The organism is Holosporales bacterium, from assembly GCA_031263535.1.
In the GTDB taxonomy this organism is placed as follows: domain Bacteria; phylum Pseudomonadota; class Alphaproteobacteria; order UBA3830; family JAIRWN01; genus JAIRWN01.
This window is the reverse complement of sequence record JAISFO010000040.1, coordinates 1-24,971: the sequence shown is the minus strand read 5'-3', so window position 1 is coordinate 24,971 and position 24,971 is coordinate 1. Positions and strand designations below refer to the sequence as shown.

Sequence of the window (24,971 nt, the reverse complement as noted above, 5' to 3'; positions counted from 1 at the left end):
ACCCCAGCGCAACGTCAAGGCCGATTTTGCAACCAATCAACCTAAAAACCCACTATTCCTCAATTCCTCTCCCCACACGTTGCCCCCATAACACACTTCTCAAATAATTAATTAAAATTTCGCGCAATTATTAAATACAGCAGGTATCCATTAATATGTAGGCTTAAGTCTTCTTAGAAAAAATCGTCTGTACATCCCTTAATTCTAAATCAGCTAGGACTGGCTGGATTTTATTGTGCATGCGGTATAGACTTCGCCCATGATTAATAACCGAAAAATAGGTCTTTTTGCGCTTACCAACATAGTTGTAGGTAACATGGTAGGTGTAGGGGCTTACATGATACCGGCGGCACTTGCGAAATATGGAACATTTGCCGTTGTTGGTTGGATTGTAGGTTCAATGGGCGCAGTGTTTCTAGCGCTGGTTTTTGCTTGGCTAAGCCAGTGGACAGACGCGCCGGGAGGGCCATACGTCTATGTAAGAAAGGTATTCGGTAAATTCGCAGGCTATCAGATGGCTGTAAGCTACTGGATCATGGGTCCCGTGGGCAATGCCGGTTTGATTGTGTCTCCCCTTGGGTATCTGTCGACTTTTTGCCCAGCCTTTGCCAGCAATCATTGGCTTAGCGCATCCTTTGGTTTAGCGATGATATGGGGATTCACCTGGCTGAACTTTTTTGAGATTAAAGTCGTTTCATCAGTGCAAATATTTGGAACTGTATTGAAAGTCGCGCCATTAATCTTATTTGGTGTGCTGGGCATATTTTTGTTCGATCCACATATTTTAAATCAACCGGCTATTGTAAGCGATGCTTCTGGTGGATTGGGAGCGCTGTCATGCGTATCATCAGCAGCCGCGGTAAGCATGTGGTCGTTTATAGGACTTGAATCTGGAACTGTTCCATCTGACAGTATAAATAACCCTAAAAAAACTGTGTTTAGGGCAACCATCATTGGGGTACTTGTTGTAGCCTTAGTGTATATCCTTGGATGTATAGCGATTATGTCAATTATACCACAAGAGGTACTTATGAAGTCGCCAGCGCCCTATGTTGACGCTGTAACTTTAATCTGTGGACCGACTAGTGGATTTGTTATGGCAGTGGTCGGGATTATTGGTTTGGTATTTTCTTTAAATGGATGGATTTTTATTCCGGGATACGTTGCCCGTTGTGCGGCAGAAGACGGTCTGTTTCCCAAATTTTTCCTAAAAACCAACAAAAATAACGCGCCTACGGCCGGTCTTATTTGCGGAAGTATTATTATGAGCATTATATTCCTTATGGGATATGCTGATGGTTTTGTAGAGAGAGTAGAAAAAATAGTACTTCTTGGTACATACGCTACAATCGTGCCTTACCTGTATTGTGCCGCCGCGATGCTTATCGGCGCCGTGAAGAAGATGGACGGCTTGGATGTTAATCCCAGATTAGCTGTCTTTGTTTCTTTATTGGCGTTTTTATACGCCATATGGATTGTCGTTGGTTCAGGCCATGAGGTGGTGTATGCAGGAAGTCTGATGCTTTTTGCAATCACTCCGTTTTACTTTATCCTCCACAGAAAATTGGGGCAAAAAGCATGAAATCCGCCAAGACTATAGGCCTTTGGTCGGCAACAGCTTTAGTTGCCGGCAATATCATTGGAGCAGGTGCTTATATGCTGCCTTCGCTATTGGCCCCCTATGGTAAATGGGGGCTTGTAGGCTGGCTTATTGCGGGTATTGGTGCGGTTGCCTTAGCCTTGGTATTTGCCCAAATGGCCAATTGGGTTCCGACCGCCAGTGGTCCTTACAGCTATACTAAGCTTGTTTTTGGCGATTTTGTTGGGTTTCAAGTGGCATTTGGCTACTGGTTTGTGTGTTCGGCAGGAAATGCACTGCTTGTGTTTACTATTATCGGTTATATGTCCGTATTTGTACCGGCATTAAAAAGTGACCATGACTTGGCGTTAATTATCAGCTTAGTGTTAATATGGGGCGCCACAATCATTAACGTCATCGGTATTAAATTCGCATCTGCGGTCCAAGTATGTATCACAATTCTTAAGCTGATCCCATTGGCCTTGTTTGCGGTTCTTGGTCTATTTTTTTTCAGTCCAGACGTATTCTGTCAGGCCCCTTTATCCGCAAATACCACAACATGGGAGGCAATGTCATCGACAACCTCTGTAGCCTTACTGTCGTTCTTGGGGCTTGAATCAGCAACCATCCCGGCTGGCGAGACGCATAATCCCCAGAAAACGATTCCAAGAGCGACAATCTTAGGCGTATTAATTGCTTTGTTTGTGTACGTACTTGGGACAATTGTGATAATGGGATCCATACCACAAACGGTTTTGGCAAAGTCACTAGCCCCATATGTCGACTCTTGCCGCGTACTTTTTGGTGAAACGGCTGCAAAATTGATGGGAATCATGGGGATAATTGGCTGCATAGGTACGCTTAATGGTTGGGTTTTACTTCAGGGACAGGCTCCATTAACCGCAGCACGCGAGGGCCTACTGCCTGCCGTGTTTATGCGTGTCAATAAAAATGGGGTTCCTGTCTTCAGCCTTGTTTTAGGCAGTGTGATGATGAGTGTAGTCGCCGTTGTATACTACTCTTACAATCTATTAAAACAGGTTGAATATATCGGCCTGCTGAATGTTTTTACGGCTGTTGTGCCTTACCTTTATGTATCGATTGCGGCTGGCATTTTTGCAAAAAAGATGCGCAGCAAGATATCCATCGGCCACTTCAGGACAATCGTAGCTCTGTCGGCAGTCGCTTTTATATTCAGCTTTTGGGTAATTGCGGGCTTTTCGGCGGAAACCGTATTTTGGGGTATGATGTGGTTTTTGGTCGGCATTCCTCTATATCTGTTTATCGGTAAAACAAAGTCAAGGACTGGCTTAAGCGGTAACTGATGCGACTAAATACTGGTCGGAGTGAGAGGATTTGAACCTCCGACCCCCGCCTCCCGAAGGCGGTGCTCTACCAGGCTGAGCCACACTCCGTACACCAAACAATTAGCACCCCGGCCAACAAAGGTCCATAGGATAGAAGTGCATAAAATTAAAGCGCAAAGCCAGCCGCAATTATTTGCAGTGCTAGACGGCCAAAATATCGGTATATATATACAAATCATAGCTTGGTTGCTTACACGTCAGGCAGCAGGCTAATGGTAACCAGCTATTGAGCAGTGTGACTTCGACAAGCCAGTACTGCTCTTGATAGAAACAGAAGCTGTTCTAAAATTTATGCCTAAAAAGGTGCTTGCTTTGTCAAGATAGATCTTTGGTATGTACGACCGAATCAATCGGCCGCACAGGATAGCAACTGCAGTATTATATGGAAATTATAAATGGGGTGGCTGCGCTGCTAATTATACCACATTCGGATGTGTTACCGTTACAGTTAAATATTAAGTCCAAATGCCGCTGCCCACAAAGTCCAAGAATTTTAGGGCTGAGGTAAGATAGCGCATCAGGGAAAACGATCTAACTCAAGCTGTTAAAGGAAGGATCCGTTCGAAATTGCTGCGTACGGCCTTCACGCATTAGCTTACATAAAGATCCATTACCTATTAAAAAATTCATCTACTTCGATAAAGCTCCAACCGCCGATTTCATGCAAAAAATCCTCGTCATGAGATATAGCAATAATACTCGAAGGATATTGTCGCAAAATTGCAATTAAGTGGTCACGTGTTTCCATGTCTATATTATTAGTAATTTCATCCAAAATCAGCAATTTAGGTGGATTAGCGGCGATCTTGGCCAAAGACAATCTGGCTTTTTCTCCGCCAGACATCGTTTTTACCGGGGCATTTACTTCTTCATTTTTCCGAAATAGATAGTCGTTCAAAAAGCTTCTCACTTCTGCAATATCGCGCCATTCACCACCGGTTTCCCAAATTACCTCCAGGGCTGATTTTTCTGGATCTAAATTGTCATAATGCTGATCTAGGCAGCCTATGTCTCGGGGCTTAGGCACATTCCAGCTGCCAGATTTCACTATATGCTCGTTACCACAAATCGCCTTAACAAGGGTCGTTTTCCCACTTCCATTGGGCCCAATAATTGCAACACGCTCTTGCGAGCCGACAGAGAAATTTATGTTTCGCAGTATAACTTTATCGGCATATCCAACCGTGCCGTCCGCTATAGAGACAACGGCTCTGCCAGATGTGTCCTGATGTGTAAATTTAAACTTCGGCGTGATATTTTCCGGCAAGCGCATTTCATTTAGCTGGTCCGACAGCCGCCGCTTCCTTTCATCAATATTCTTTAACTTATTACCCTGGGATTTTTCGGCCTTCATAGCTTTAAGGTCCCCGACACTTTTCATCCATTTTTTATTTTCTACTTTCTTCTTGCCGGATTTGATGCTTTTGGACGTGCGCTCTTGTTCTTTTATCAGCTGTTGATGCGCGGATTTTCTTTCCCGCTCTGCGAGGTCGATCTGATGCGCAAGTGACTGGCGCTTTAGGTGCTTTTCGCTGATATAATCGTCATAGCTCCCTCGAAAAACCGTGATTATTCCATCGTCGATATGCCACAGAATCTGGATGCAGTTGCGTAACAGCTCTTTGTCATGAGTGGCGATGATCAAGGTTCCATAATACGTCTTCAACAGGCGCATTAGGCTTTTCCGATTGTCCAAGTCCAGGTGGTTAGTTGGCTCATCTAGCAAAAGAAGTAATGGATCTTTACCAAGCGCCGAAGACAAAGCCTTATTAAAACGCTCTCCCCCGCTTAGCAAATCGAAATCGGATATAATCTGAGGGATATATGCCTGCGAAATGCTGGGGTTCTGCTCGGCAATCATGCGAAGCAGGAAAGACTTACCGCTTCCATTACGGCCAATAACCCCAATCCGCTCTCCAAATGAGATTAGCGTCGAAAATCCCTCAAAGCAGGTTTTGTGTGGAAACGACAGATTTAGGTCTTTTATCTGGATTGGAGGATGCATCGCTTACCATCATTCCTTAATACAAGCTTAGACAGAAAGAATTAAATACGCTTTATCAGAGTAAATTCTACTTTAATGCCGACAGAATCTGGAATATTTAAAACTAAATGGCAGTAAAAAACCACCCGTGAGCGATAGGTTATCAATAATCTATGATTTTGGTAAAGGAGGCCCCTGATAGATCGGCGATTTTGCTATTTAACTGCAACTACAAACTAGAGGAACGCGGCCTTCGCGAACAGTTTTTGTTTTAGAATAATGGCGACCAAAGTGGATGCTGGCAAACCTATGACAGCCAACGCCAAATAAACTTATATAAAAAGTTAAAAGCATGTTTCCTGTAAGCAAAAGGTCATCGATACACCGCAGGTAAAACTTTACAAAGTTTGCCGATAGTATTTGATTTTAATGTTTGTGCCGCCCGGTTTTCCTCATTCTGGTCGACCACTATTGTTCCACCATCTCTCACAGCGGAGAATAAGCTATTGGTTTCGAAGGCATATTTACGTCTGCTTCAGATTAGCAATGTAAACCTCATTACTAGTAAGTGATTGTTGGCGTGGCTGGGGCGTCGATTATATTGAAACTGCCTGAATTAACCAAAGCTTGTCGGCTTGAGTGAAGCTTGAATGCTGGGGTACCAGTGCATCCGGTTAAAATAAGTGTCGTCAGGTTAGTAAGTTTTGTCATATCCAAAGTGCCTGACAGTTCGGATCCGCTTAGGTTAACCGTAGTTATCCCGGTGTTGGTGAAGTTAAACTTGCTCCAATTAGCTGTGCTAACAACACAATTCTCTAACGTGATTCCTGCTAGATTTGTGCAACCAGAGAAGTTTACGCTTCCCCCTACCGTTTGTAGACCAGAGAAATCAACTGTTCCGTCCAGCCCTTTGCAATCTTGGAAGTTTATAGTTCCACCATTGAAGGTTGTAAGTACTGGGAAGGAAGGCGCTCCGGTTAGTTTTTCGCAGCTCTGGAAGGTTAAAGTTCCGCTACTGAAAGTTTCAAGGGCTTGAAACTCTGGAGCGGCACCATCCAACCCCTTGCAATTCTGGAAGGTTACGGTTCCAGTACTGAATGTTTTAAGCGCTGAGAAGGAAGGTGCTCCAGTTGGATTTGTAAGTCCACTGAAGTTAATGGTTCCGCCAGTGAAAGTTTCAAGCGCTGGGAAGGAAGGCGCTCCGGTTAGTTTTTCGCAGCTCTGGAAGGTTAAAGTTCCGCTACTGAAGGTTTCAAGGGCTTGAAACTCTGGAGCAGCGCCATCCAACCTTTCCCGTTCTCACAAATGCAAACATCAACTTCACGAACTGTGTTGGCCTCACCGGCACCCCTGTCTTCCCCGCTCTTGTAAACTTAACTGGTACCATCACCTTCCAAGGCTGCACCACCCTCACAGATACCCCAGACTTCTCAAAACTGAAAACCGGCGGAACCCTCATCTTCCAAGGTTGCTCTGGCCTCAATGGCCTTGCTCCAGAATTCACTGCTCTTACTAGCTGTGCAACCATTAACTTCCAAGGCTGTAATAAATTGATCGGCTCCCCAATCTTTTTGGCACTTAAAACCGGTACCATCAACTTCCAAAACTGCACTGGACTAAATGGCACTGCTCCAGAGTTTAAAGAACTTACAAATGCAACCATTAACTTCCAAAACTGCACAGGGTTAACTGAAATACCGGATTTTACAAAATTGCAGCGTGCGACGGGTGGAGCTTATACTAATAATTTTATAAGCTTCACGGGTTGTACTAAAATATCCGGGCAAGCACCAGCTTTCACAAGCCTAACAATCGCAGATGGTGGCTTTGGCTATTCTATTAAATTCGATGGGCTTACAGGCCTAACCGGTACTCCTTCCTTCCCATTACTTGAGTTATTAGGCGGAACCATCACCTTCCAAGGCTGCACAGGCCTAACCGGTGCCATAACATTTCCAAAACTCACAGCCGGCGGATCCATTATCTTCCAAGGTTGCGAAAGCCTCACCGGTACCCCAGAGTTCCTTGCGCTTAAAACCTGTGGAACCATTAACTTCCAAGGTTGTACCGGCCTCAATGGCACCGCCCCAGAATTCCTTGCTTTCACAAACGGAAACATCAACTTCACAAACTGCACTGGCCTCACCAGCACTCCAACCTTCCCTGCTTTTGTAAACTTAACTGGTACCATCACTTTCCAAGGTTGTTCTGACCTTACTGATACCCCAAACTTCTCAAAACTGAAAACCGGCGGCACTATAAACTTCCAAAATTGCATAGGCCTGACTGGCCTCGCCCCAGAATTCACTGCTCTTACTAACGGAATCATAAGCTTCCAGGGCTGCGAAAAATTAACCGGCGCCCCTTCATTCCCTATTCTTACAACCGGAAGCATCAACTTTCAAGGCTGCACAGGCCTGAATGGCCCTGCCCCACAGTTCCCCGCTTTCACAACCGGCGGAACTATCGACTTCCAAGATTGCAAAAACCTAACCGGCGCACCTTCCTTTCCAGAACTTACTAGCTTAAACGGAATCATAAACTTCCAGAACTGCACAGAGTTAACTGGAATACCGGATTTTCAAAATTGCAGCGTGCAACGGGTGGGGGGTATACTAATAATTTTATAAGCTTCACGGGTTGTACTAAAATAGCGTGTCAAGCACCAGCTTTTTCTAGCCTAACAATCGCAGATGGTGGTTGGGGCTATTCTATTAACTTCAGCGGACTTACAGGCCTAACCGGCGCACCTTCATTTCCAGCGCTTTCAACCCTCAGTGGTAGTGGATCCATAAATTTCTCAGGCTGCACAGGACTGGATGGGACAGCTGTCTTCTCTGCTCTACAAACGATAAGTGGAAGCGTAAACTTCTCTGGCTGTACAGGTTTGACAGGAATAACATTAGAGAATTGTGTTGCTAGCGCAGCTAACTGGGGCAAGTTTAATTTAACTAACATGGGATAACTACGGTTGACCTAAGCGGATCCGAACTGTCGGGCGTTCTGGATATGACAAAGCTTACTAACCTGACGACGCTTATTTTAACTGGGTGCACTGGTACCCCAGCATTCAAGCTTCACTCAAGCCGCGAAAGCTTGGTTAACTCAGGTAGCTTGATAGTCGACGCCCCAGCTAGTCCAACAATTACTTACTAGTAATAGAGGCTTCGATTGCTACAGCAGACGCAGGTAATGCAGGTTTTGATAGTATTCACTTAGATGGTGAAAAGCGATCAATCTTCAAGCCCGAATCGCAACTTACCGGCAGTAAAACATTCGTGCCGGCAATAGATTTTTAGCTGTCTGTAGTTCAGAGCAAAATCTTAACTTTACAGCCAAGACTTAGTGAGAAATAACAGATTTTATTTCTGTAAGAATAGCAAACGCTTAAATAGATATTGCTGACTGTTCAAAGTCTCGTCACCACTGACGATTGTTGTATCTATAAGATGTTTGTTGTATATAATATACTATCCTGAATTAGATAAGCCTTAGCTTTTCAGCTGTTTTCGACAGCATATATAGTACATTAAAACGGGTTAAATAACGGCGCATATATTATGCAAATCTTGGCAAGCAATGTTCCCGAAGCCGTTGATGAGGCAGGCTTTACGCCTAGCAATTTAGAAGCCGAGCAAGCTTTGCTTGGGGTGCTTATGCTCGACAATGGCTTGTTCGAAAAAGTCTCTGACTACCTGTGCCCGTATCATTTCTCAAACAGCGCCCATGCTTTGATATTCAGCTCAATCAGCTCTTTAGTTGAGCGGGGAGATACGGCCGACCCAATTACCCTTAAAAAATACTTAGAAAAAACCGCCGAGATAGAGCAAATCGGCGGGGCTGGGTATCTGGTTGACCTGACTACAGCGGTTGTTTCTTTGCACGGTGCTGCCGATTATGGACGCACGATATACGACTTGTACCTTAGGCGTCAGCTTATAAGCTTTGGCAACGAGGTCGTCGATGAGGCCAGAAAATTCGACATAGACGCCAATGCCGCCGCCCAGATAGAAGTTGCCGAACAGAAATTATTTGAGCTAGCCGATAAGGGGCAGCTTGATGGCGGGTTTGTTAAGTTCTCAAGCGCGCTGAACCAGGCAGTGAGCAGCGCCGAGGCAGCGTACAAAAGCGATTCGAAGATAACGGGCGTTACCTCTGGTTTTATAGAGCTGGACAAGCGTCTTGGCGGTTTGCACAAATCTGACCTGATAATCATTGCTGGGCGGCCGTCCATGGGTAAGACGGCGCTGGCGACCAATATTGCTTATAATGCGGCTAAAGCGCAGATGCTGGTCAAGACGGGCGGAGGGACGGTGGCTTTTTTTTCGCTTGAAATGTCGTCTGAACAGCTGGCGACCCGTATCATCGCGCAGGAGTGCAATATTGCCTCCGACCGCATAAGAAGGGGGGAAATAAAAAGCACCGACTTTAAGCGATTTACCGAGGTCGTGCGCGAGATTGGCCAAATCCCTTTGTTTATCGATGATACCCCGGCGCTGACTATTTCTGCACTAAGGAGCCGTGCACGCAGGCTTAAAAGGCAGCAAGGACTTAGTTTGATCGTCATCGACTATCTTCAACTGCTGCATGTTCCTGGGGCGAGTAAGCTTGATAATCGGGTGCAAGAGATATCCTATATCTCAAGGATGCTAAAAGCGATTGCCAAAGAGCTGGACGTGCCGGTTATCGCCTTGTCTCAGCTGTCTCGCGCGGTTGAGCAGCGCGATGAGAAAAGGCCGCAGCTGGCCGACCTGCGCGAATCCGGGTCAATAGAACAGGACGCAGATATTGTGCTGTTTATATACCGCGAGGAGTATTATGAGTCTCGTAAAGAGCCGGCTCAAGGTACGGAAAAGCACGAGCAATGGCAAAATAAACTTTCTAAAATCTATAATACAGCCGAAATTATCGTAGCTAAGCAAAGGCATGGCCCCATAGGAACAATCAAGCTGTTCTTCGACGGCAAGGTGACTAAGTTCGATAACCTAAGCGAAAAGGCGCAAAGCTAAATCGTCATATACCTAAGAGGCCGCTTGTATATTCAATTGGCGCAAAGCTTCGCTGGATATGATTCCAGCAGAAAGCGCCAAATTAATGGACCTGGCAGGCTGTTTCATTGGAATAGTGACGGCATAGCTGCATTTATCTAACGCATAAATCGGCAGCCCAGCGCTTTCACAGCCGGCAATTAGCACGTCGCCTGCTTTGTATTCAAAGCTAGTATAAGGAACACCGGATTTTGCGGTCATTGCAATCAGCCTGTACGGCTCTGTCAATGAACGCTCAAATTCTTCGTATGAGCTGTGATAGTGCAGATCTGCTAAGTGAACATAGTCCATTCCTGCGCGCCGGAAGTGCTTTTCGCTTAGCAGAAAGCCGCACGGTCCGATAATGTCTATATGAAACCCTAGGCAGGCAGCTAAGCGTACAAGAGCGCCAGCATTGTGTGGAATTTCTGGCTGAAAAAGCGCAAGGCGTATCATGCCAGATAATCGAGCCAGATTGGGGATTCTAGCTTTTTTAAGAACTCTTTGTGAAGCTTGACTTCCTCTTCCGAAGGCAAATAGGCGCGAGGTTCGGCGAATTCGCGCTTGGTTTTAGTTGACAGGGTAGATGACTCTTTATCTGAAAATGCAAGCTTTGTCTGGCGACCGCCGATTAGGTTCAGGTAAACCTCCCCCAGCAGCTTACAGTCTATAACCGCGCCGTGCTTCACACGAGCCGAAGTGTCTATGCTAAACCTGTTGCAAAGGGCGTCAAGGCTTGCCGGAGCGCCAGGGAACTGCTTGCGAGCGATGAACAGTGTATCGATTGCCCTTGACGGCTCAATTTGGGGCTTTTCAACCAAATCCAGCTCAAAATTTAAAAATTTAATATCGAAGGCGGCGTTGTGTATTACCAGGCTTGAGTCAGATATAAAATTCAGAAAATCGTCAACAACATCTGCAAACAGAGGCTTGCCGACCAAGAATTCGGTCGTTATCCCGCTTATTGCGGTAGCATCCGCAGGAACATCCCGCTCTGGATTTATGTATACCTGATACTCACACCCGGTTGGCACGTGGTTGATAAGCTCTACCGCGCCTATTTCGATTATCCTGTGCCCCGAGTAAGGGTCAAGACCAGTAGTCTCGGTATCTAAAACAACTTCCCTTAGCATAGCGCCAACATAACGACATTCTGTATACTAGCACTAAAGCGGGACAACGAAACGTAATTTTCGAAAGTATATTTTGTGATGATGTCTCTGTAGCGTTCTGTTCGAAATAGCTGTTTCTTGCGCAAAGAATTTGGTGTAATTTTATTTAAATGTGTTGAAGGATGATTATATGCGGTTATTTAAAGTGTTTGTGTTGGGGCTTTTTGTTTTAAGCGGTCAGCAGGCGCAGGCGAATATTTTCAGCGACTGGTGGACCAAGATAAAGTCCTGGTTCTGTCCAGATGAAAAGGTGCTTATGGAGCGAGCTGAACAGCAAGAGCAACGCGCCAGGGAAGAAATAGAGGCGCTTGAAAGTAAGAAGGCAGCCACCGAGCACGAACATAAGGGCGCTAATGAGCCCGCGGTAAATCACGATCAATCCGCGCCTGTGCCTCATGACGAAGGTCAGGGCTACGGCTATGGGCAGGCTCAACCTGCTGATTCTCAAGAGTCTACTGCTCATAGCGGTCAATAATAACGCCTGAATATATCAAGCTTGGGGAATTTTGGCCGGGGATTCTAGGACTCCGGCCATGATACCTAAGTAGCAGAACAGCGCGATATTATCGTTTAAATCGCCAGATTTTAGTGCGTTCATAAAGCAAAACAAAAATACGCACAAAAATATCTTAACAAACGGGGATGATACGAGCTTTTGCACACTAAACTTAGCGAAGATGCTAGACAGCAATGCAAGAAACAACGTAAGCCCAACTAAACCGGTCTCACACATAATTTCCAAAAATATATTGTGCGGGTGATAGTACATATCACCCAAGCCTTGATAGTACGGCCACCCGCCAAAACCTATGCCTGTAAAGTAGTGTTCCGTAAAACATTTCCAGGCGCTTTTGTAATATTTAATCCGAAGCAGAATTGATTCATCACTTTGCAAATAGTCGTAGCTGATTCTTTCGAAAAGCGCCGATTGTTTACCAGTTTTGAGTATCAGCTCTATTAGCAAATACAGAACACATGAAGCAAGTATGAAATAAACGATATTTTTCAGCATACGGCCAAGAGTCTTGTTTTCTGCATAAAGCAGACTCAATGCGCTTAGAACCGCCGTCGCCAACAACATAGATATAACCGGCCCTCTTCCCCCTAAATTTAAAGACATATAGACTATACTCGACAGCAATACCATCCAGACAGCTGTGCCGGCATTTGATTGACCCAAGTAAATTTGGTAACCGCCTGTATTCGTGTGAGCAAGCAGAATTCCGCTTAATATTACAACGCCTATACCCAGCGTTTGACCTGTAATCAGATAATTATTACCTAAGACGTCATTAAGCGCGGCACGACTTTGAATCTGGTTTAGGAAAATTCTGTAACACTCAAAGTTTATCGCTATCGCAAAGATCAGCGTTAGAAGCATAAATCTATAGAGGCGATTTTCATCCCGAGCGATAACTAAATAAGACAAGAAAAACGCTTGCATCGTATATAGGAAAAAGCACAAAATCTTGCTGTAAGGATATTCGGTTACCGGAAGGCCAAACGACCGACAGCAACACCATCCTGTAAAAGCTAAAAACAATACTTTTGTGGCTGTTGACGAGTATATTGTCCCGTTTTGTGATCTTATGCGGCTTTCCTTCGCCATCAAGTAATACCCAATCGGTATAATGATCAAAGAAAGCAATAAAGTGAGGTCAATCTTGACATAAGCGGTCAGTGAGTTTTTGTACTGAGGGGAAAACAAAAACAGTACAAAAAGCAGCTCAAAGCAGAAGAAATTCTTGAAGCTCGACTTCATATCCATACACAGATATTACAGGACATATTACGCGCAGTGCGTTAAAACTCGGTAACCGTTAAATCTAAACGAGAGCATACAGAGCATGGCAACAGGCGCCAACATTTTTCTGGAAGTAAAGGACTCAGGCGGCGTAAGGCTGGACGTTTATATAACTCAAAATATCTGCGAATTGTCGCGCAGTCAGGCTCAAGCGCTTATCAAAAATGGCCAAGTGTTGCTTAATGGCCAAGTACCCGATAAGTCATCAAAAGTCTGGACTGGCGATTCAGTTACAGCAACGATAACACCTGCCCCGATTTCTGAACTTTGCCCACAGGATATCCCTCTGGAAGTACTGTTTGAGGACGAGGATATAATTGTGCTGAACAAACAAGCTGGACTGGTGGTGCATCCGGCCGCTGGCAATCGCGATGGAACTGTGGTGAATGCCCTTTTGGCGCATTGCCCTAGCCTGTCCGACACGGGTGGAGAAGGTCGGCCAGGCATCGTTCACAGGCTTGATAAAAACACCAGCGGCGTAATGGTAGTTGCCAAAAACAATGAATCTCATCATAAATTGGCGCGCCAATTCGAAAAACATTCAATAACACGAAAGTATATCTCATTTTGCTGGGGGCGACTTAAGCAAGCTTCAGGCGTAGTTGAAGGGCGGATTGGTCGCAGCCGTCAAAATCGTCAAAAAATGTCGATCATACCAAGCGGAGGTAAGTATTCGTGTACTTGCTACAGCACGATGGAGCGGTATGATAACCTGGCATCTAAGGTCGAGTGTACGCTCAAAACCGGTCGTACTCATCAGGTAAGGGTGCATATGCAGGCGCTTGGTAACCCTCTCATTGGCGATACGACTTATGGCCGCGCGCGTAACTTTGGGGCCAAATTTTCCGCACTTGGCGATTTTCTTAAAACATTCGGGCGTCACGCTCTGCATGCTTATTATCTTTCGTTTATGCACCCCAGAACAGGTGAGGTCATGGCTTTTAAGACCGCTTTGCCATCCGAAATGCAACAGCTAGAGCAGACGCTGAAAGATTGCAAAAAAACCTGAGCGCGATTACCCTAGGCGAACATTGGCGATTAAGAATGTGTACACAGTATTCGTGCCAGGATTGGATTTAGGTTTTTAAGAGCATCTTCTTTGATTTCAAAACTTATCAAACATTTTGCGGTTTGCGTTTGCTTACTTACATGCTCTGTTTGCCATATTGCCCGCGGCGGTGTGGTTCTAATCCGTGACAGCGAGATTGAGGATACCCTCAGGGAAATACTTGATCAAATATTAGAAGTCGCAGGCATAGACAAAAGAGCGGTCAAAATCTATCTCATAAGCGACAGATCTGTTAACGCCTTTGCGACTTTTGAAAAGAGGATATTTGTCTGCACAGGACTGTTGTTAAAGGCCGATAAAGTTGAACATATCGTGGGCGTTCTGTCCCACGAAATTGGTCACATAGCCTGTGAACATATGATTAGGCATGTGGGCGCGGCAGAGCAGTCCAAAATACTTTCGGTTGCACTTGCGATAGTTGGTATAGGCGCAGGCATGGCGATAGGATCGCCGGACCTGATCATGGGTGGAATGATGGGCGGTATGGCCATGGGAATCAATACTTTTCTGTACTACTCTAGGGCCGAAGAAGAGGCCGCTGATAACAAGGCGATGGATTATATGCAAAAGCTTGGGCTTTCTACAAAAGGGTTGCTTGAAGTTATCGAGATGTTTGCCTTATCTGCGCGCCTGAATATTGGTGAGAAAGGGCTGCCTACTACTCACCCTGGGATAGAGGCGCGCGTAGCGTACTTGCGCGCTAACGTTCATCTCTTTGAGCAAACATCCGTCCCCAGAAAAATTCCACCTGAAACTGCTCAAAAGTGCAAAAGGATAAGGATTAAGCTGGAGGCATATTCCAAACCTGTAGAGAAAACCCTGGCAAAATTCCCAAGAAACGACTGTTCGACAGAGGCGCTGTACGCCAGGGCCATTGCCTTGAATAAGCGCGGAGATTTTCATGGCTCAATTGCCTGCATGGACGCTTTAATCAGCAAGTTTCCCAAAGATCCATATTTTCTTGAGACGAAGGCCCAGATTCTTTACGAAAATTCCAGAATCTCAGAAGCTGTTGAGCTTTACAGAAGCCTGGTAGCTTTAAAAAGAAGCGATGTATTGCTAAACATCGCCTTTGCTAATGCGCTTATAAAAAGCGGCGACAATCGGCACTTGGATGAAGCGCAAAAAGTCCTGAACAATGCGCTGATCGAGGATAAATCAGAACCGCTTGCTTGGTATCTGATGTCGATAATTTACGGCAAGAGGGGCGACTATGGCACATCTGCCCTTATGTCTGCAGAAGGCGCCTTGGTCAGAGGGGATGAAAGAGGCGCTATTGCTCAGGCCAAAAGAGCGATTAAATATGGCTTAAAGAATCCAATTCACCTGCAGCGCGCCAAATTCATCGCCAAGGAAAAAACGCCAAAAGCCAAAGGCAAGCCCAAGACCTGATGGCTTTACTAAATTAGGAACGCTCGATGGAATTTTGGACGTCAATGACATTTGGCGAGTGTTATGGTAAGTCAATGCCATAAGCTGGTGCGCTGATTTGAAGAAACTATACGACTGGATCATCGAAAGATCGCGAAGGCCAAGCGCAGTTTGGTGGCTTGCAGGCATATCATTTGCGGAAAGCTCATTTTTCCCATTACCGCCGGATATTTTGCTTGTGCCAATGTGCTTAGGTAAAAGGGATAAAGCTTGGTTCTATGGAGGTTTATGCGTCTCAGCCTCAGTTATCGGAGGGTTTCTGGGATACTGGATTGGGTACTGTTTATTTGAGAGCATAGGAATCAAGCTGCTGGATTTTTATGGATATAGAGAGTCGTTTAACCGCATAATCCAAGAGTTTCAATCTTGGGCATTTTGGGCAATTTCCATCAAAGGCATAACGCCAATCCCTTACAAAATCGTCACCATTGCAAGCGGGAAGGCAAAAGTCGACCATATGGGTTTCTTTTCAGCTTCGCTTATCGCAAGATCGGTAAGGTTTTTTCTTTTAAGTGGACTGTGCTGGCGTTACGGTAATTTGGTAGAGTCGTTAATCGATAATTATTTTAATAAGGTGGCTTTTGGCGCGCTGTTCCTGATAATTATTGGATTTGTCATAGTATACTTTCTGTAATCGATGATGAGCGATAATAATGCCGAGCCTTCCAAGCGTTCAATTACAGGCCAAATTTGGCAATTTCCTCAGGTCGACCAAGCAGTCCTGTCGCAGCTTCAGTGTGAGATTGGCGCTTCGGAACTAGTTGCCAGAATTCTTTATAGCCGAGGTATTTGTACTGCAAAAGAGGCTGCTGATTTTCTGAATCCTCAATTTGCTAGCCTGATGCCTGACCCAAGTTCTCTGCATGATGTAGATCAGGCAATCGGCAGAATAATCGAAGCGATGGGGCGCAATGAAAGCATTTGCATATGGGGCGATTATGACGTTGATGGGACGGTTTCCGTCTCACTGTTTTTGAGGTTTTTTAAAGCCATAGGATACAGCAATATATCATTTTATATTCCTGATCGGCTAAGCGAAGGATATGGTCTTCATTCTCAAGGCATAAAAAAGCTAGGCGGTGGCTCACTTCTGATATCAGTTGACTGTGGAACCAGCAATATTGAGGAAATCGAGCTGGCACGCAGCCTTAACATAGACACGATTATAATCGATCACCACGAAGTAGGCGCATTGCCTAAAAGCTTGGCTTTCATCAATCCGCATAGACCCGACCAGTCGGATCAGAATCTTAAAGAGCTGTGCGCGGCTGGGCTGGTTTTTTTATTTTTAATAGCGCTTAATCGAGAGTTGCGCACCAAAGGCTTTTATAAATCTGTTAAAGAACCAGACCTGAGGGAGTACTTAAGCATGGTATCGCTGGCGACAGTTTGCGATGTGATGCGGTTGGTAAAGCTGAACCGGGCCTATGTTTTCCACGGCCTTAAAAGACTTTGCAAAAAAACTGACAAGCATATTGAATGCTTAGCAGAAACCGCTGGGCTCAGCAGTATTGAAAACGCGGGACACTTGGGCTTTATCCTAGGGCCCAGGATTAACGCTGTTGGAAGAGTTGGCGACTATTCATCTTTGGCTGTTGCTTTCTTTGCCAGTGATAATGACGATGAGGTGCAGAGTCTTGCCAATCAACTTGACCAAACCAACACCAGGCGTAAAGAAATCGAAACCGACAATCTGGCGCAGGCTGAAGCGGCGGTATCTTTGGATAAGCCGTATTTGCTGGTTGCGTGTGAAAATTTGCATCCAGGGGTTATTGGAATCGTCGCCAGCAGGCTTAAAGAAAAGCATAAAAAACCAGCATTTGTGGTCAGCTTAGACCAGGATATTTGTCGCGGTTCAGTTAGGTCGGTGGAAGGATTTGACGTAGGGGCGTTCATTCAGGGCGCTGTCAACGCAGGGGTTTTGGCTAATGGTGGCGGTCATAAAATGGCCGCGGGATTTTCTGTGATGGCTGGCGATCTTGGTAAGTTTGAGCTGATGCTTGACGATGCGTTTAGGGCTTTTGAGCCCCCAACGCCAACTGCACATGTGGATGGAGTTTTGACTTTGCCTGCGCTTAACACAACATTGTTTGCAGATATTGCTAAATTAGAGCCTTTTGGTATAGGCAATCCAGCGCCAAGGTTCATGTTTCCTAGGCTGATTGCTTTACGCATTGAGGTTTTAAAGGAAAAACACATTAGATGCATTTTGGCCGACGAGGCGGGTAAGACCGTACTTGGATACCTGTTTAATGGGGTAGGGTCTGCTCTTGGCGAGGAGGTTCTGGGCCTTAATCCAGGACGTAGAGTCGATATTTTAGGGACTGTCAGATCCGATCTTTGGCAAGGTAAAAAGCAAATTAAAATCCTGATAGAGGACTTTGCAGATGCATAAATTGTTTACGGTGCGGCCGTTATGCATTTAGAGCTGTATCACTTTAAGTCAGTGACCAGTACTCAAGACGTAATTAAGCAAATCCTGGCCAACAAAGTGATTAAGCCGGCTTGTTCTGATAAACCTCAAGTGCTGGCTGTACTGGCCGATCATCAAACCGCTGGTCGGGGACGGCTGCCGGGAAGAATTTGGCAATCGCCATCTGGTGGAAATTTTTACGGTACATTGGCGCTGAAGTGTATTTGGAGTGCAGAGCAAATAAAACACCTTCCGTTTTTGGTACTGTGTGTGTTGATAGAAGCGCTAAAAGAACGCTTGTCAAGCCAAGCGGCTAAGCTACTGTCGACAAAATGGCCAAATGATTTACTGTTAGAAGGCAAAAAATTTGGTGGAATATTAACAGAATTGTGGGATGATAAGAAAAGTGGTAATTGGCTTTTAGTTGGCATTGGTCTGAGCATCGTCTCATCGCCACAAGAGGCAGCCAAATTAAACGACTATACTGCGGGGGCGACAGACGCAAGGGCATTGCTGCGCTTGATAGTATCTGAGCTTCTTGCTGAGCTTGACAGATACGGTCGCGATGGATTTAATCCAATAAAAAGGAAATGGCTGGATTTTGGGTGGAAATTGGGCGATACAATAAGCGTGAATGATGGAGAATACACAGGAAGGTTCATAGATATAGGCGACGACGGTTCTATGGTATTGTGCGATTGTGATGGGCGTAAAACCCAAATTTCTTATGGAAGTATAGATTAAAGGCAAAGTTTGCAAAGTATAGATTTATTTGGCGAGGGGCTTTATTTCCTTCCGCTGGGAGGGTGCGGTAAGTTTGGCATGAACCTGTCTGTTTATGCCCTTAATGGAAAGCTGTTGGTTGTGGACATGGGGCTGAGCTTTGGGTCGTTCCCAGGGCAAGAGCTGTTGCTCGCAGACCCAAGATTCCTGGTTGAAAACAAGAAGAAAATAGCCGGCGTCGTGATAACCCACATGCACGAGGATCACATTGGGGCGGTGCCTTATATAATGCCACTTATTGGTGATGTGCCGATATATGCGGCCCCTATGTGCATGTCATTTTTAAGGGAAAAGCTGACCGAATTCGACCTTCAGGACAGCGTCCGGCTGGTCACCATAAGTCGAGACAAGCCCTTCGAAATAGCTGATTTCAAAATCAAGTTCTTGGGCGTCCCACACTCTGTGCCTGAGGCTAAGGCATTAATTATATCAACCTCGTTCGGCAAAGTCGTACATACTGGGGATTGGAACCTTGATCCAACGCCGCTTGTCGGCAGTCCGCTTAATCAAGCTGACGTTAGTGCGGCATTAGAGGGGGTCGAGTCCGTTCTTGCCATAGTTTGCGACTCTACCAATGTGCACCAACCGTCGCCTGGCGTGCGTGAGCTTCAGGTCAGGGAAGAGCTTACTAAACTGATCAAATCCCTTAAGGGTCACAGGGTTATTTTTTCTTGCTTCTCATCAAATGTCGCCAGGCTTGAGTCATGTGCCATTGCGGCGCGCGAGGCCGGACGCCAGGCTTGCCTGGTTGGTCGCTCAATCAAAAGGATGGAACGTATAGCCCGCGATCACGGGTACTTTACCGAAATTAACGACTTTGCTGACGAGCGCAAAATTAAATCAGAGCCACCCGAAAGGACTGTGCTGATTTGTACTGGTTCTCAGGGTGAGAAGAATTCAGCTTTGTATAAGCTGGCCGACGATGCGCATAACTTCCTGAAGCTTGAGGCCGGCGACGCTGTAGTATTCTCGGCCAGAGTTATTCCTGGCAATGAAAAGGCCATTATCGAGCTGCAAAACAAACTGCTAGATAAGGGTGTAAGGCTGATAACTTCGGACCTGCTGCCAATTCATGCATCCGGCCACCCGTCAAGGGAGGAAATTAAACAACTATACGATTGGACCAACCCCAATACAGTTATTCCAGTGCATGGAGATTTGGTGAATCTGTTTGAACACGCAACTTTTGCAGAAGAATGTGGCATTAAGCATGTCGTTGTGCCGCGCAATTGCTATGCAATTAAGCTGGCACCTGGTAAGCCAGAGCTGGATAAGTCAACCCAGTTCCATAACGGAGCTTTAACTGTCGATGGTAACAAGCTTATACCGCTGGACGGTGCGATTCAAAGAGACAAAGTCAAGGCTGTATACGATGGAATTGTATTTGTCACTATGTCGGAAACCGATATCAAAGATCGCCCTTACGAGATATGCGAAATGACCTTTTGGGGGCTTTTTGAACCTTCTCAAGCGTCTGAGCAAGAAGAGGTTCGTCGCGATATTGTTACTTTATTCAATGATATGCTGGTCCAAAGGGACAGATCGAGGGATATTGCATCTTCTGTAGAAGAAATTGCCAAAGTTGCCATAAAAAAGGTCTTTAGTAATCGTAGAGATAAAAAACCTGTTGTGGTATCTCACGTCCTAGATTTGTTTTAGCGTTCGTGTGAATGTCTATGGAAGTTCCTGTAAAAGTATTTGATCACGCCAAGGATCTGCCGTTGCCGAAATACATGACTGACGGCAGCGCTGGCATGGATCTTTACGCAGCATGTTTGCAAAGCGTTACCTTAAATTTTGGGGAAAGGGCAATTATTCCAAGTGGGATTGCTATTGCTTTACCGAAAGGATATCAGGCTCAGATTCGCTCTCGGTCTGGCTTAGCATTAAAAAATGGGGTTATTGTAATGAATGCCCCGGGAACGATTGATTCAGACTATCGTGGGGAGATTGGTATAATCCTGTGCTCTTTTGGAAAAGAGCCATTTATTGTTGAGCGAGGCGCGCGCATTGCTCAGATCGTGATATCTCAATACACAACAATTAAGTGGAAACCTGTGCTCAACCTTGACGACACATCAAGACGTGATCAGGGTTTTGGATCTACTGGGGTGTGAAGTATAAGTAGCAAGCCCCCCCTACTACTAACTACGTAGTGGATAGAGAGGGGCGCAGTTCATATTATATATTAGGCTCCTCAACCATTGCTCCACGTGGATAAAATCTGTCTCGCAGTATTTCTAGCTTATCAGACACGGATTGTCTTAATTCTCGTACTTCCATCTCATATTCAGCCAAAGCGTCCGGTTGCTGAGACTTTTCTATCAAAGTGGGCCGCCTATTTATTATCCTATCCTCGAGTCCTGCAAACTTTGCGAAGGTAATGTGAAACTCTGTAACTGCTATGATGCATGTTCTATATAACCTTCGGGCTCGATCGTCTCCAGGATTTCTCTCCATGATCAAATCTATTATGCGCAAGGTGTTTTGTATTGCGTAGATAAGTCTACGCGAACCATCTCTTGCTGCGCCTCGACTCAACAGAATGTCAGCAAGCATCAACTCATTAATATAAGAATCTTGCTCCCGATCTCTTAACATAAAGAAACGGCGCATCAAACAAGCAAAACAGTGGTCACTAGCGATACCAGCAACTTGGTCTTCAGGTATACCGTCAGAGTCTGGACATCTCAATCCGCCTAAATCAGCCCTTCGAAATATTGGTTGCATGACAAAATTCAAGAATGGATTAACGGCGCGCATGGCGCTAACAAATACTTCATCATCATGTGGAAGCAGAACTCGTATTCGTGATACCACTCCAGTAACATCAACATGCTCGTCAGGAATTATAGGGTCATCATTTGCTGCCAAAAACAGACATTGATCAGCTTTTCTTAACAGACCCGTGGATATAGCGGCTCGCAAAGCCTCACTGTTATGCTTTGTCACTTGCAGCGCAATATGCACAGCAGAAACCTCTTCAAAGTATCTTGCCCAAGTAGAGAAGTCTTCCGGCTCTTCTAAATCTTCTCCGAAAGCAAAAGTTACTACTGGCCTTCTACCTCTATCTTGCTGCGACTGCTTAACAACTAGAGGAGACAACCAACTTTGGTCAGGTTTACGAGCTTGCCTTAATAACTCATTATCAACATCCCCAGGAGACTGCCAATCAATATCGCGCGGATTCTGTCCTGGGCCAATGTAAGCCGTTGCCGCTAGTGAAGTTTTCATTTGAATAATAACATCCCAGCAACTTTCTCTTGTATTAAATGCTTCCGGAAGCCTTGAATGTATTTGAGTGTTGCCGCTATATAGCAGTTCACAAAATGTTTCATAAACGGCAGGTTGACCAAAATTGTTAAACATCTTATCTGTTATTTCATATACTGAAAGCCTTATATCGGACCTTGTCCCAGAAGCAATGCTTATTGTTGTAAGACCGACTAATAAACAGCCAAACTTTTTAAAACTAAACATATTTTTCCTCCTAAAATATAATTCAAAAATACAATCGAGTGGGGCAAAACCCGTTCGCCCCTCCCTAAAAAACGACTAGCAATCAACTAATCTTATAAGAAGCATAAGTTGCAGCTCTGGCACCAAGCTCACCTACAATTTCAACGATACGGTCCCATAAATTCCCTCGTCCTTGAGAAGCTCCCTCTAACGTTGACTTTCCTTGATTCTCCGAAATCAAAATTCTGAAACTTTCTGACGTCAATCCACAGTTGCCTATAAATGCATTTATACTATTAACTACTGGATGATCAGCAGGTATACCAAGCGATAATATCCTATTTAAATACAAACCCGGCGAATATTCAGCTCCACCAAGATCTAACAAGTCCGGCCCTGGTACACGCTTTACTACAGGAAAAGTAAACAAAAAATCAGTCGCTTTTATATCACCACGTGCCCCTGTCCTTAAAGCAAAAAGCCGACACTGAACACATGTTCCATTACACCAGTGGCCACAACCTTGAGCAGGTAGTTGAGAAGTTTCAAGCCTCCTATACGCTCTTCTAAATAAATCTGCGGTACGTATAATATCATCTTCAGACATGTCTTCAGCTAGCTCAAATGCATGCCCCCTTTTCATATGATCAGGAACAAAAACAGCCCCTTCACTATAACCATCTGACAACACCATTGCCCCTGTCACCAAACAAAGAGCAGTTTTAGTTAATTTATTCATAATTATTCTCCTTAACGATTGATTAACTAACCATACATATAATGCAAAATTATGCTTTTGTCAAATTATTTTTTTTGTTTATTTTAAGATTGTTGTTGAAATCTGCATGAAATTTGGCTTGGCAATGGGGCTTGGCAAGGTTTGATACAGAAGCTCGATCTGCACTTGATAATAGTATTTGAGGATATTTGATGTAGCAAATCTCACAATCTGCATCGGCTTGGCCTAAATACCCCCTCTGCAGAACGGCGAAGGGATCTTGTATGATTACGCGCGGTGGGTTAAGTATCAATCCCTTTTCATAGGCTAAAGAGTTTTTAGTTAATACTTTTTTTCAATACTATCTTTTAAAGATGTTTGATATTTTTTTCCCCCAATCAGCTAATTTGCAAGCAATCATAACGTTTTTGAATTTTATAGGACAGCCCGCAACTTCAATCCCTTCAGGAAAAGCATTACGTCCTACCTCTTTCAGGTGTGGATCATATTCAAACTCTACGATGCTTAGCCTAATGCACCCATCAAAACATCTGTCATCGATCCTTTCTAAACTGGCCGGAAGGCATATAGGTGTCAGGGAAGAGCAGCCAGCAAAGGCAAAGCTGCCGATCGTTTTCAGTCGAGAGTTTGGCTCAAATGTTATGCCACTTAGATTGCGGCATCCTTCAAAACACCTGCTGCTGATCCTTCCTACACTGGACGGAATACATATAGATTCTAGGGAAGAGCAGTCAGTAAAGGCAGAGCCTCCCATAATTGCCAATTGTGAGCCGGACTCAAACGTTACACTGCTTAGGTTGGCGCATTTTTCAAAACACTTGCTGCCGATCCTTTCTAAACTGAAGGGAATACATATAGATGCTAGGGAGGAGCAGCCAGCAAAGGCAGAGTCGCTCATAATTGCCAATTGTGAGCCGGACTCAAACGTTACACTGCTTAGGCTGGTACATTTTTCAAAACACTTGCTGCCGATCCTTTCTAAACTGAAGGGAATACATATAGATTCCAGGAAAGAACACTCCTTAAAAGCTTCCTCTGCGATCGTTTCCAGTCGAAAGCCTGACTCAAACGTTACGCTACCTAGACTGCGGCATATACAAAAACACCCATTGCCAATTGTCTCTACACTGGGCGAAATATACATATGTGCCAGGGAAGAGCATCCAAAAAAGGCATAGTCTCCGATACCTCCTAATTGAGAGTCGGATTCAAATGTTACACTGCTTAGATTGGCGCACTTATTAAAACACCAGCGGCCGATCATCATTACGTTAGACGGAATATATATAGATTTTATGGAAGAACATTCAGAAAAGGCAGAGCATTCCATAATTGCCAATTGTAAACCGGGCTCAAACGTTACGCTGCTTAGACTGGTGCATTTTTCAAAACACTTGCTGCCGATCCTTTCTATACTAAAGGGAATACATATAGATGCTAGAGAAGAACAGCACCTAAAGGCAAAGTTTTTCATTACTGTCAATCGAGAGCCGAGCTCAAATGTTATGCTGCTTAGATTGCGGCAGTGCCAAAAACAATCGTCGCCGAGCGTCTCTACGCTGGAAGGAATGCATAAGTATCGCAGGCGCTCATTAGTAACATTGTAATTTCTTGCTGATACTCTTAAGCCTAGTATAGTTAAAAACGGAAAGGCTTTTCCATCCACATAAAATTTATTTCTAAGGAAAGGTGCATAAGAAGTACTTCTACTAAATCTAGCACTAGCAGCTCCGTTTCCGTCCGCTTGATAGTTAACTCCATCTAAGGATATACTTAATGTACAATTTGCGATTTCAGGGGTAATCAGCATAATTGCCGATGCTATCATGATAACGCTTCTCATAATTTCTCCTTATTAATAATGGGCAATATAAATAACGAAGCGATTTTATATAAACGTCAATTTAACAATATTTTTTTCATAAGCTAGTTAGCCAACGAATAAGTATAGTATTTTAGATAAGATTTAGTAAAGTTGGTATAATAAATCTAATTGCACGGTTTGCATTAATTTAAATAAGGCTCCCGCTACAGAACGGCGAGGGATCTTGTGTAATTACGCGCGATGGATGCAGCGATCCGCTTATAAATCAGTGCCAAACCGACTGCGTTTATTGCCTTCCTGGTATAGGTAAGTTACACCC

General features: G+C 44.7%; 22 protein-coding genes and 1 tRNA gene. 14 read left to right on the top strand and 9 right to left on the bottom strand.

Features of this window, described 5'->3' with window-relative positions; genetic code table 11:
• Positions 1-259 precede the first annotated feature (259 nt).
• A complete protein-coding gene (locus tag LBL30_04680) occupies positions 260-1,582 on the top strand; it encodes an amino acid permease (GenBank protein ID MDR1032378.1) in 1,323 nt (440 codons plus the stop codon).
• The gene (locus tag LBL30_04675; protein ID MDR1032377.1) at positions 1,579-2,904 is read left to right on the top strand and encodes an amino acid permease; all 1,326 of its coding nucleotides are present in this window, start codon (positions 1,579-1,581) and stop codon (positions 2,902-2,904) included. The genes LBL30_04680 and LBL30_04675 overlap by 4 nt, the downstream gene beginning before the upstream one ends.
• Positions 2,905-2,917: 13 nt before the next feature.
• Here LBL30_04675 and LBL30_04670 read toward each other — a convergent pair.
• The 3 genes from LBL30_04670 to LBL30_04660 form a co-directional block, all read right to left on the bottom strand.
• Positions 2,918-2,994 (bottom strand) — tRNA-Pro (locus tag LBL30_04670).
• Between the two features lie 562 nt (positions 2,995-3,556).
• Positions 3,557-4,951 (bottom strand): ATP-binding cassette domain-containing protein, encoded by a 1,395-nt coding sequence (locus LBL30_04665; GenBank protein ID MDR1032376.1) that lies wholly within the window; start codon positions 4,949-4,951, stop codon positions 3,557-3,559.
• Between the two features lie 540 nt (positions 4,952-5,491).
• Positions 5,492-6,217 (bottom strand): hypothetical protein, encoded by a 726-nt coding sequence (locus LBL30_04660; GenBank protein ID MDR1032375.1) that lies wholly within the window; start codon positions 6,215-6,217, stop codon positions 5,492-5,494.
• 263 nt (positions 6,218-6,480) lie between these two features.
• On the opposite strand from LBL30_04660, the gene LBL30_04655 reads away from it, so the two are divergent.
• The 4 genes from LBL30_04655 (at position 6,481) to LBL30_04640 (ending at position 9,939) form a co-directional block, all read left to right on the top strand.
• Positions 6,481-7,560, top strand: coding sequence for a hypothetical protein (locus tag LBL30_04655; protein ID MDR1032374.1), 1,080 nt, complete (start codon positions 6,481-6,483; stop codon positions 7,558-7,560).
• Positions 7,518-7,895, top strand: a complete 378-nt coding sequence (locus tag LBL30_04650; GenBank protein ID MDR1032373.1) for a hypothetical protein — start codon at positions 7,518-7,520, stop codon at positions 7,893-7,895. Before LBL30_04655 ends, LBL30_04650 begins: the two co-directional genes overlap by 43 nt.
• Before the next feature lie 44 nt (positions 7,896-7,939).
• Positions 7,940-8,086: a hypothetical protein gene (locus LBL30_04645; protein ID MDR1032372.1), complete on the top strand. Its 147-nt coding sequence runs from the start codon at positions 7,940-7,942 to the stop codon at positions 8,084-8,086.
• 404 nt (positions 8,087-8,490) lie between these two features.
• On the top strand, positions 8,491-9,939 hold the full coding sequence (locus tag LBL30_04640; protein ID MDR1032371.1) for a replicative DNA helicase: 1,449 nt from the start codon (positions 8,491-8,493) through the stop codon (positions 9,937-9,939).
• A gap of 12 nt (positions 9,940-9,951) precedes the next feature.
• Here the strand turns inward: LBL30_04640 and LBL30_04635 are convergent, their stop codons facing one another.
• Both LBL30_04635 and dnaQ read right to left on the bottom strand, forming a co-directional pair.
• Complete coding sequence (locus tag LBL30_04635; protein MDR1032370.1) at positions 9,952-10,413, bottom strand: tRNA (cytidine(34)-2'-O)-methyltransferase; 462 nt, start codon at positions 10,411-10,413, stop codon at positions 9,952-9,954.
• Positions 10,410-11,090, bottom strand: coding sequence for a DNA polymerase III subunit epsilon (gene dnaQ / locus LBL30_04630; protein ID MDR1032369.1), 681 nt, complete (start codon positions 11,088-11,090; stop codon positions 10,410-10,412). The genes LBL30_04635 and dnaQ overlap by 4 nt, the downstream gene beginning before the upstream one ends.
• A gap of 169 nt (positions 11,091-11,259) precedes the next feature.
• On the opposite strand from dnaQ, the gene LBL30_04625 reads away from it, so the two are divergent.
• Positions 11,260-11,604 (top strand): hypothetical protein, encoded by a 345-nt coding sequence (locus LBL30_04625; GenBank protein ID MDR1032368.1) that lies wholly within the window; start codon positions 11,260-11,262, stop codon positions 11,602-11,604.
• Between the two features lie 15 nt (positions 11,605-11,619).
• Here LBL30_04625 and LBL30_04620 read toward each other — a convergent pair whose 3' ends face one another.
• Entirely contained in the window at positions 11,620-12,891 is a 1,272-nt protein-coding gene (locus LBL30_04620; GenBank protein MDR1032367.1) for an O-antigen ligase family protein, read from the bottom strand.
• 85 nt (positions 12,892-12,976) lie between these two features.
• On the opposite strand from LBL30_04620, the gene LBL30_04615 reads away from it, so the two are divergent.
• From LBL30_04615 to dut, 7 genes are all read left to right on the top strand, one after another.
• Entirely contained in the window at positions 12,977-13,942 is a 966-nt protein-coding gene (locus LBL30_04615; protein MDR1032366.1) for an RluA family pseudouridine synthase, read from the top strand.
• A gap of 90 nt (positions 13,943-14,032) precedes the next feature.
• Positions 14,033-15,394 carry a M48 family metalloprotease gene (locus tag LBL30_04610; protein ID MDR1032365.1) on the top strand — a complete coding sequence of 454 codons (1,362 nt, stop codon included), beginning with the start codon at positions 14,033-14,035 and terminating at the stop codon, positions 15,392-15,394.
• Positions 15,395-15,491: 97 nt separating this feature from the next.
• Positions 15,492-16,067 (top strand): VTT domain-containing protein, encoded by a 576-nt coding sequence (locus tag LBL30_04605; GenBank protein ID MDR1032364.1) that lies wholly within the window; start codon positions 15,492-15,494, stop codon positions 16,065-16,067.
• A gap of 6 nt (positions 16,068-16,073) precedes the next feature.
• On the top strand, positions 16,074-17,828 hold the full coding sequence (gene recJ, locus LBL30_04600) for a single-stranded-DNA-specific exonuclease RecJ (protein ID MDR1032363.1): 1,755 nt from the start codon (positions 16,074-16,076) through the stop codon (positions 17,826-17,828).
• Between the two features lie 21 nt (positions 17,829-17,849).
• Entirely contained in the window at positions 17,850-18,590 is a 741-nt protein-coding gene (locus LBL30_04595) for a biotin--[acetyl-CoA-carboxylase] ligase (GenBank protein MDR1032362.1), read from the top strand.
• 9 nt (positions 18,591-18,599) lie between these two features.
• Entirely contained in the window at positions 18,600-20,288 is a 1,689-nt protein-coding gene (locus LBL30_04590; protein MDR1032361.1) for a ribonuclease J, read from the top strand.
• A gap of 17 nt (positions 20,289-20,305) precedes the next feature.
• Positions 20,306-20,746 (top strand): dUTP diphosphatase, encoded by a 441-nt coding sequence (gene dut / locus LBL30_04585; protein ID MDR1032360.1) that lies wholly within the window; start codon positions 20,306-20,308, stop codon positions 20,744-20,746.
• Positions 20,747-20,810: 64 nt separating this feature from the next.
• Here the strand turns inward: dut and LBL30_04580 are convergent, their stop codons facing one another.
• From LBL30_04580 to LBL30_04570, 3 genes are all read right to left on the bottom strand, one after another.
• Positions 20,811-22,109: a hypothetical protein gene (locus tag LBL30_04580; protein MDR1032359.1), complete on the bottom strand. Its 1,299-nt coding sequence runs from the start codon at positions 22,107-22,109 to the stop codon at positions 20,811-20,813.
• 82 nt (positions 22,110-22,191) lie between these two features.
• Entirely contained in the window at positions 22,192-22,827 is a 636-nt protein-coding gene (locus LBL30_04575) for a hypothetical protein (GenBank protein ID MDR1032358.1), read from the bottom strand.
• A gap of 340 nt (positions 22,828-23,167) precedes the next feature.
• Entirely contained in the window at positions 23,168-24,670 is a 1,503-nt protein-coding gene (locus LBL30_04570; GenBank protein MDR1032357.1) for a leucine-rich repeat domain-containing protein, read from the bottom strand.
• Positions 24,671-24,971 lie beyond the last annotated feature (301 nt).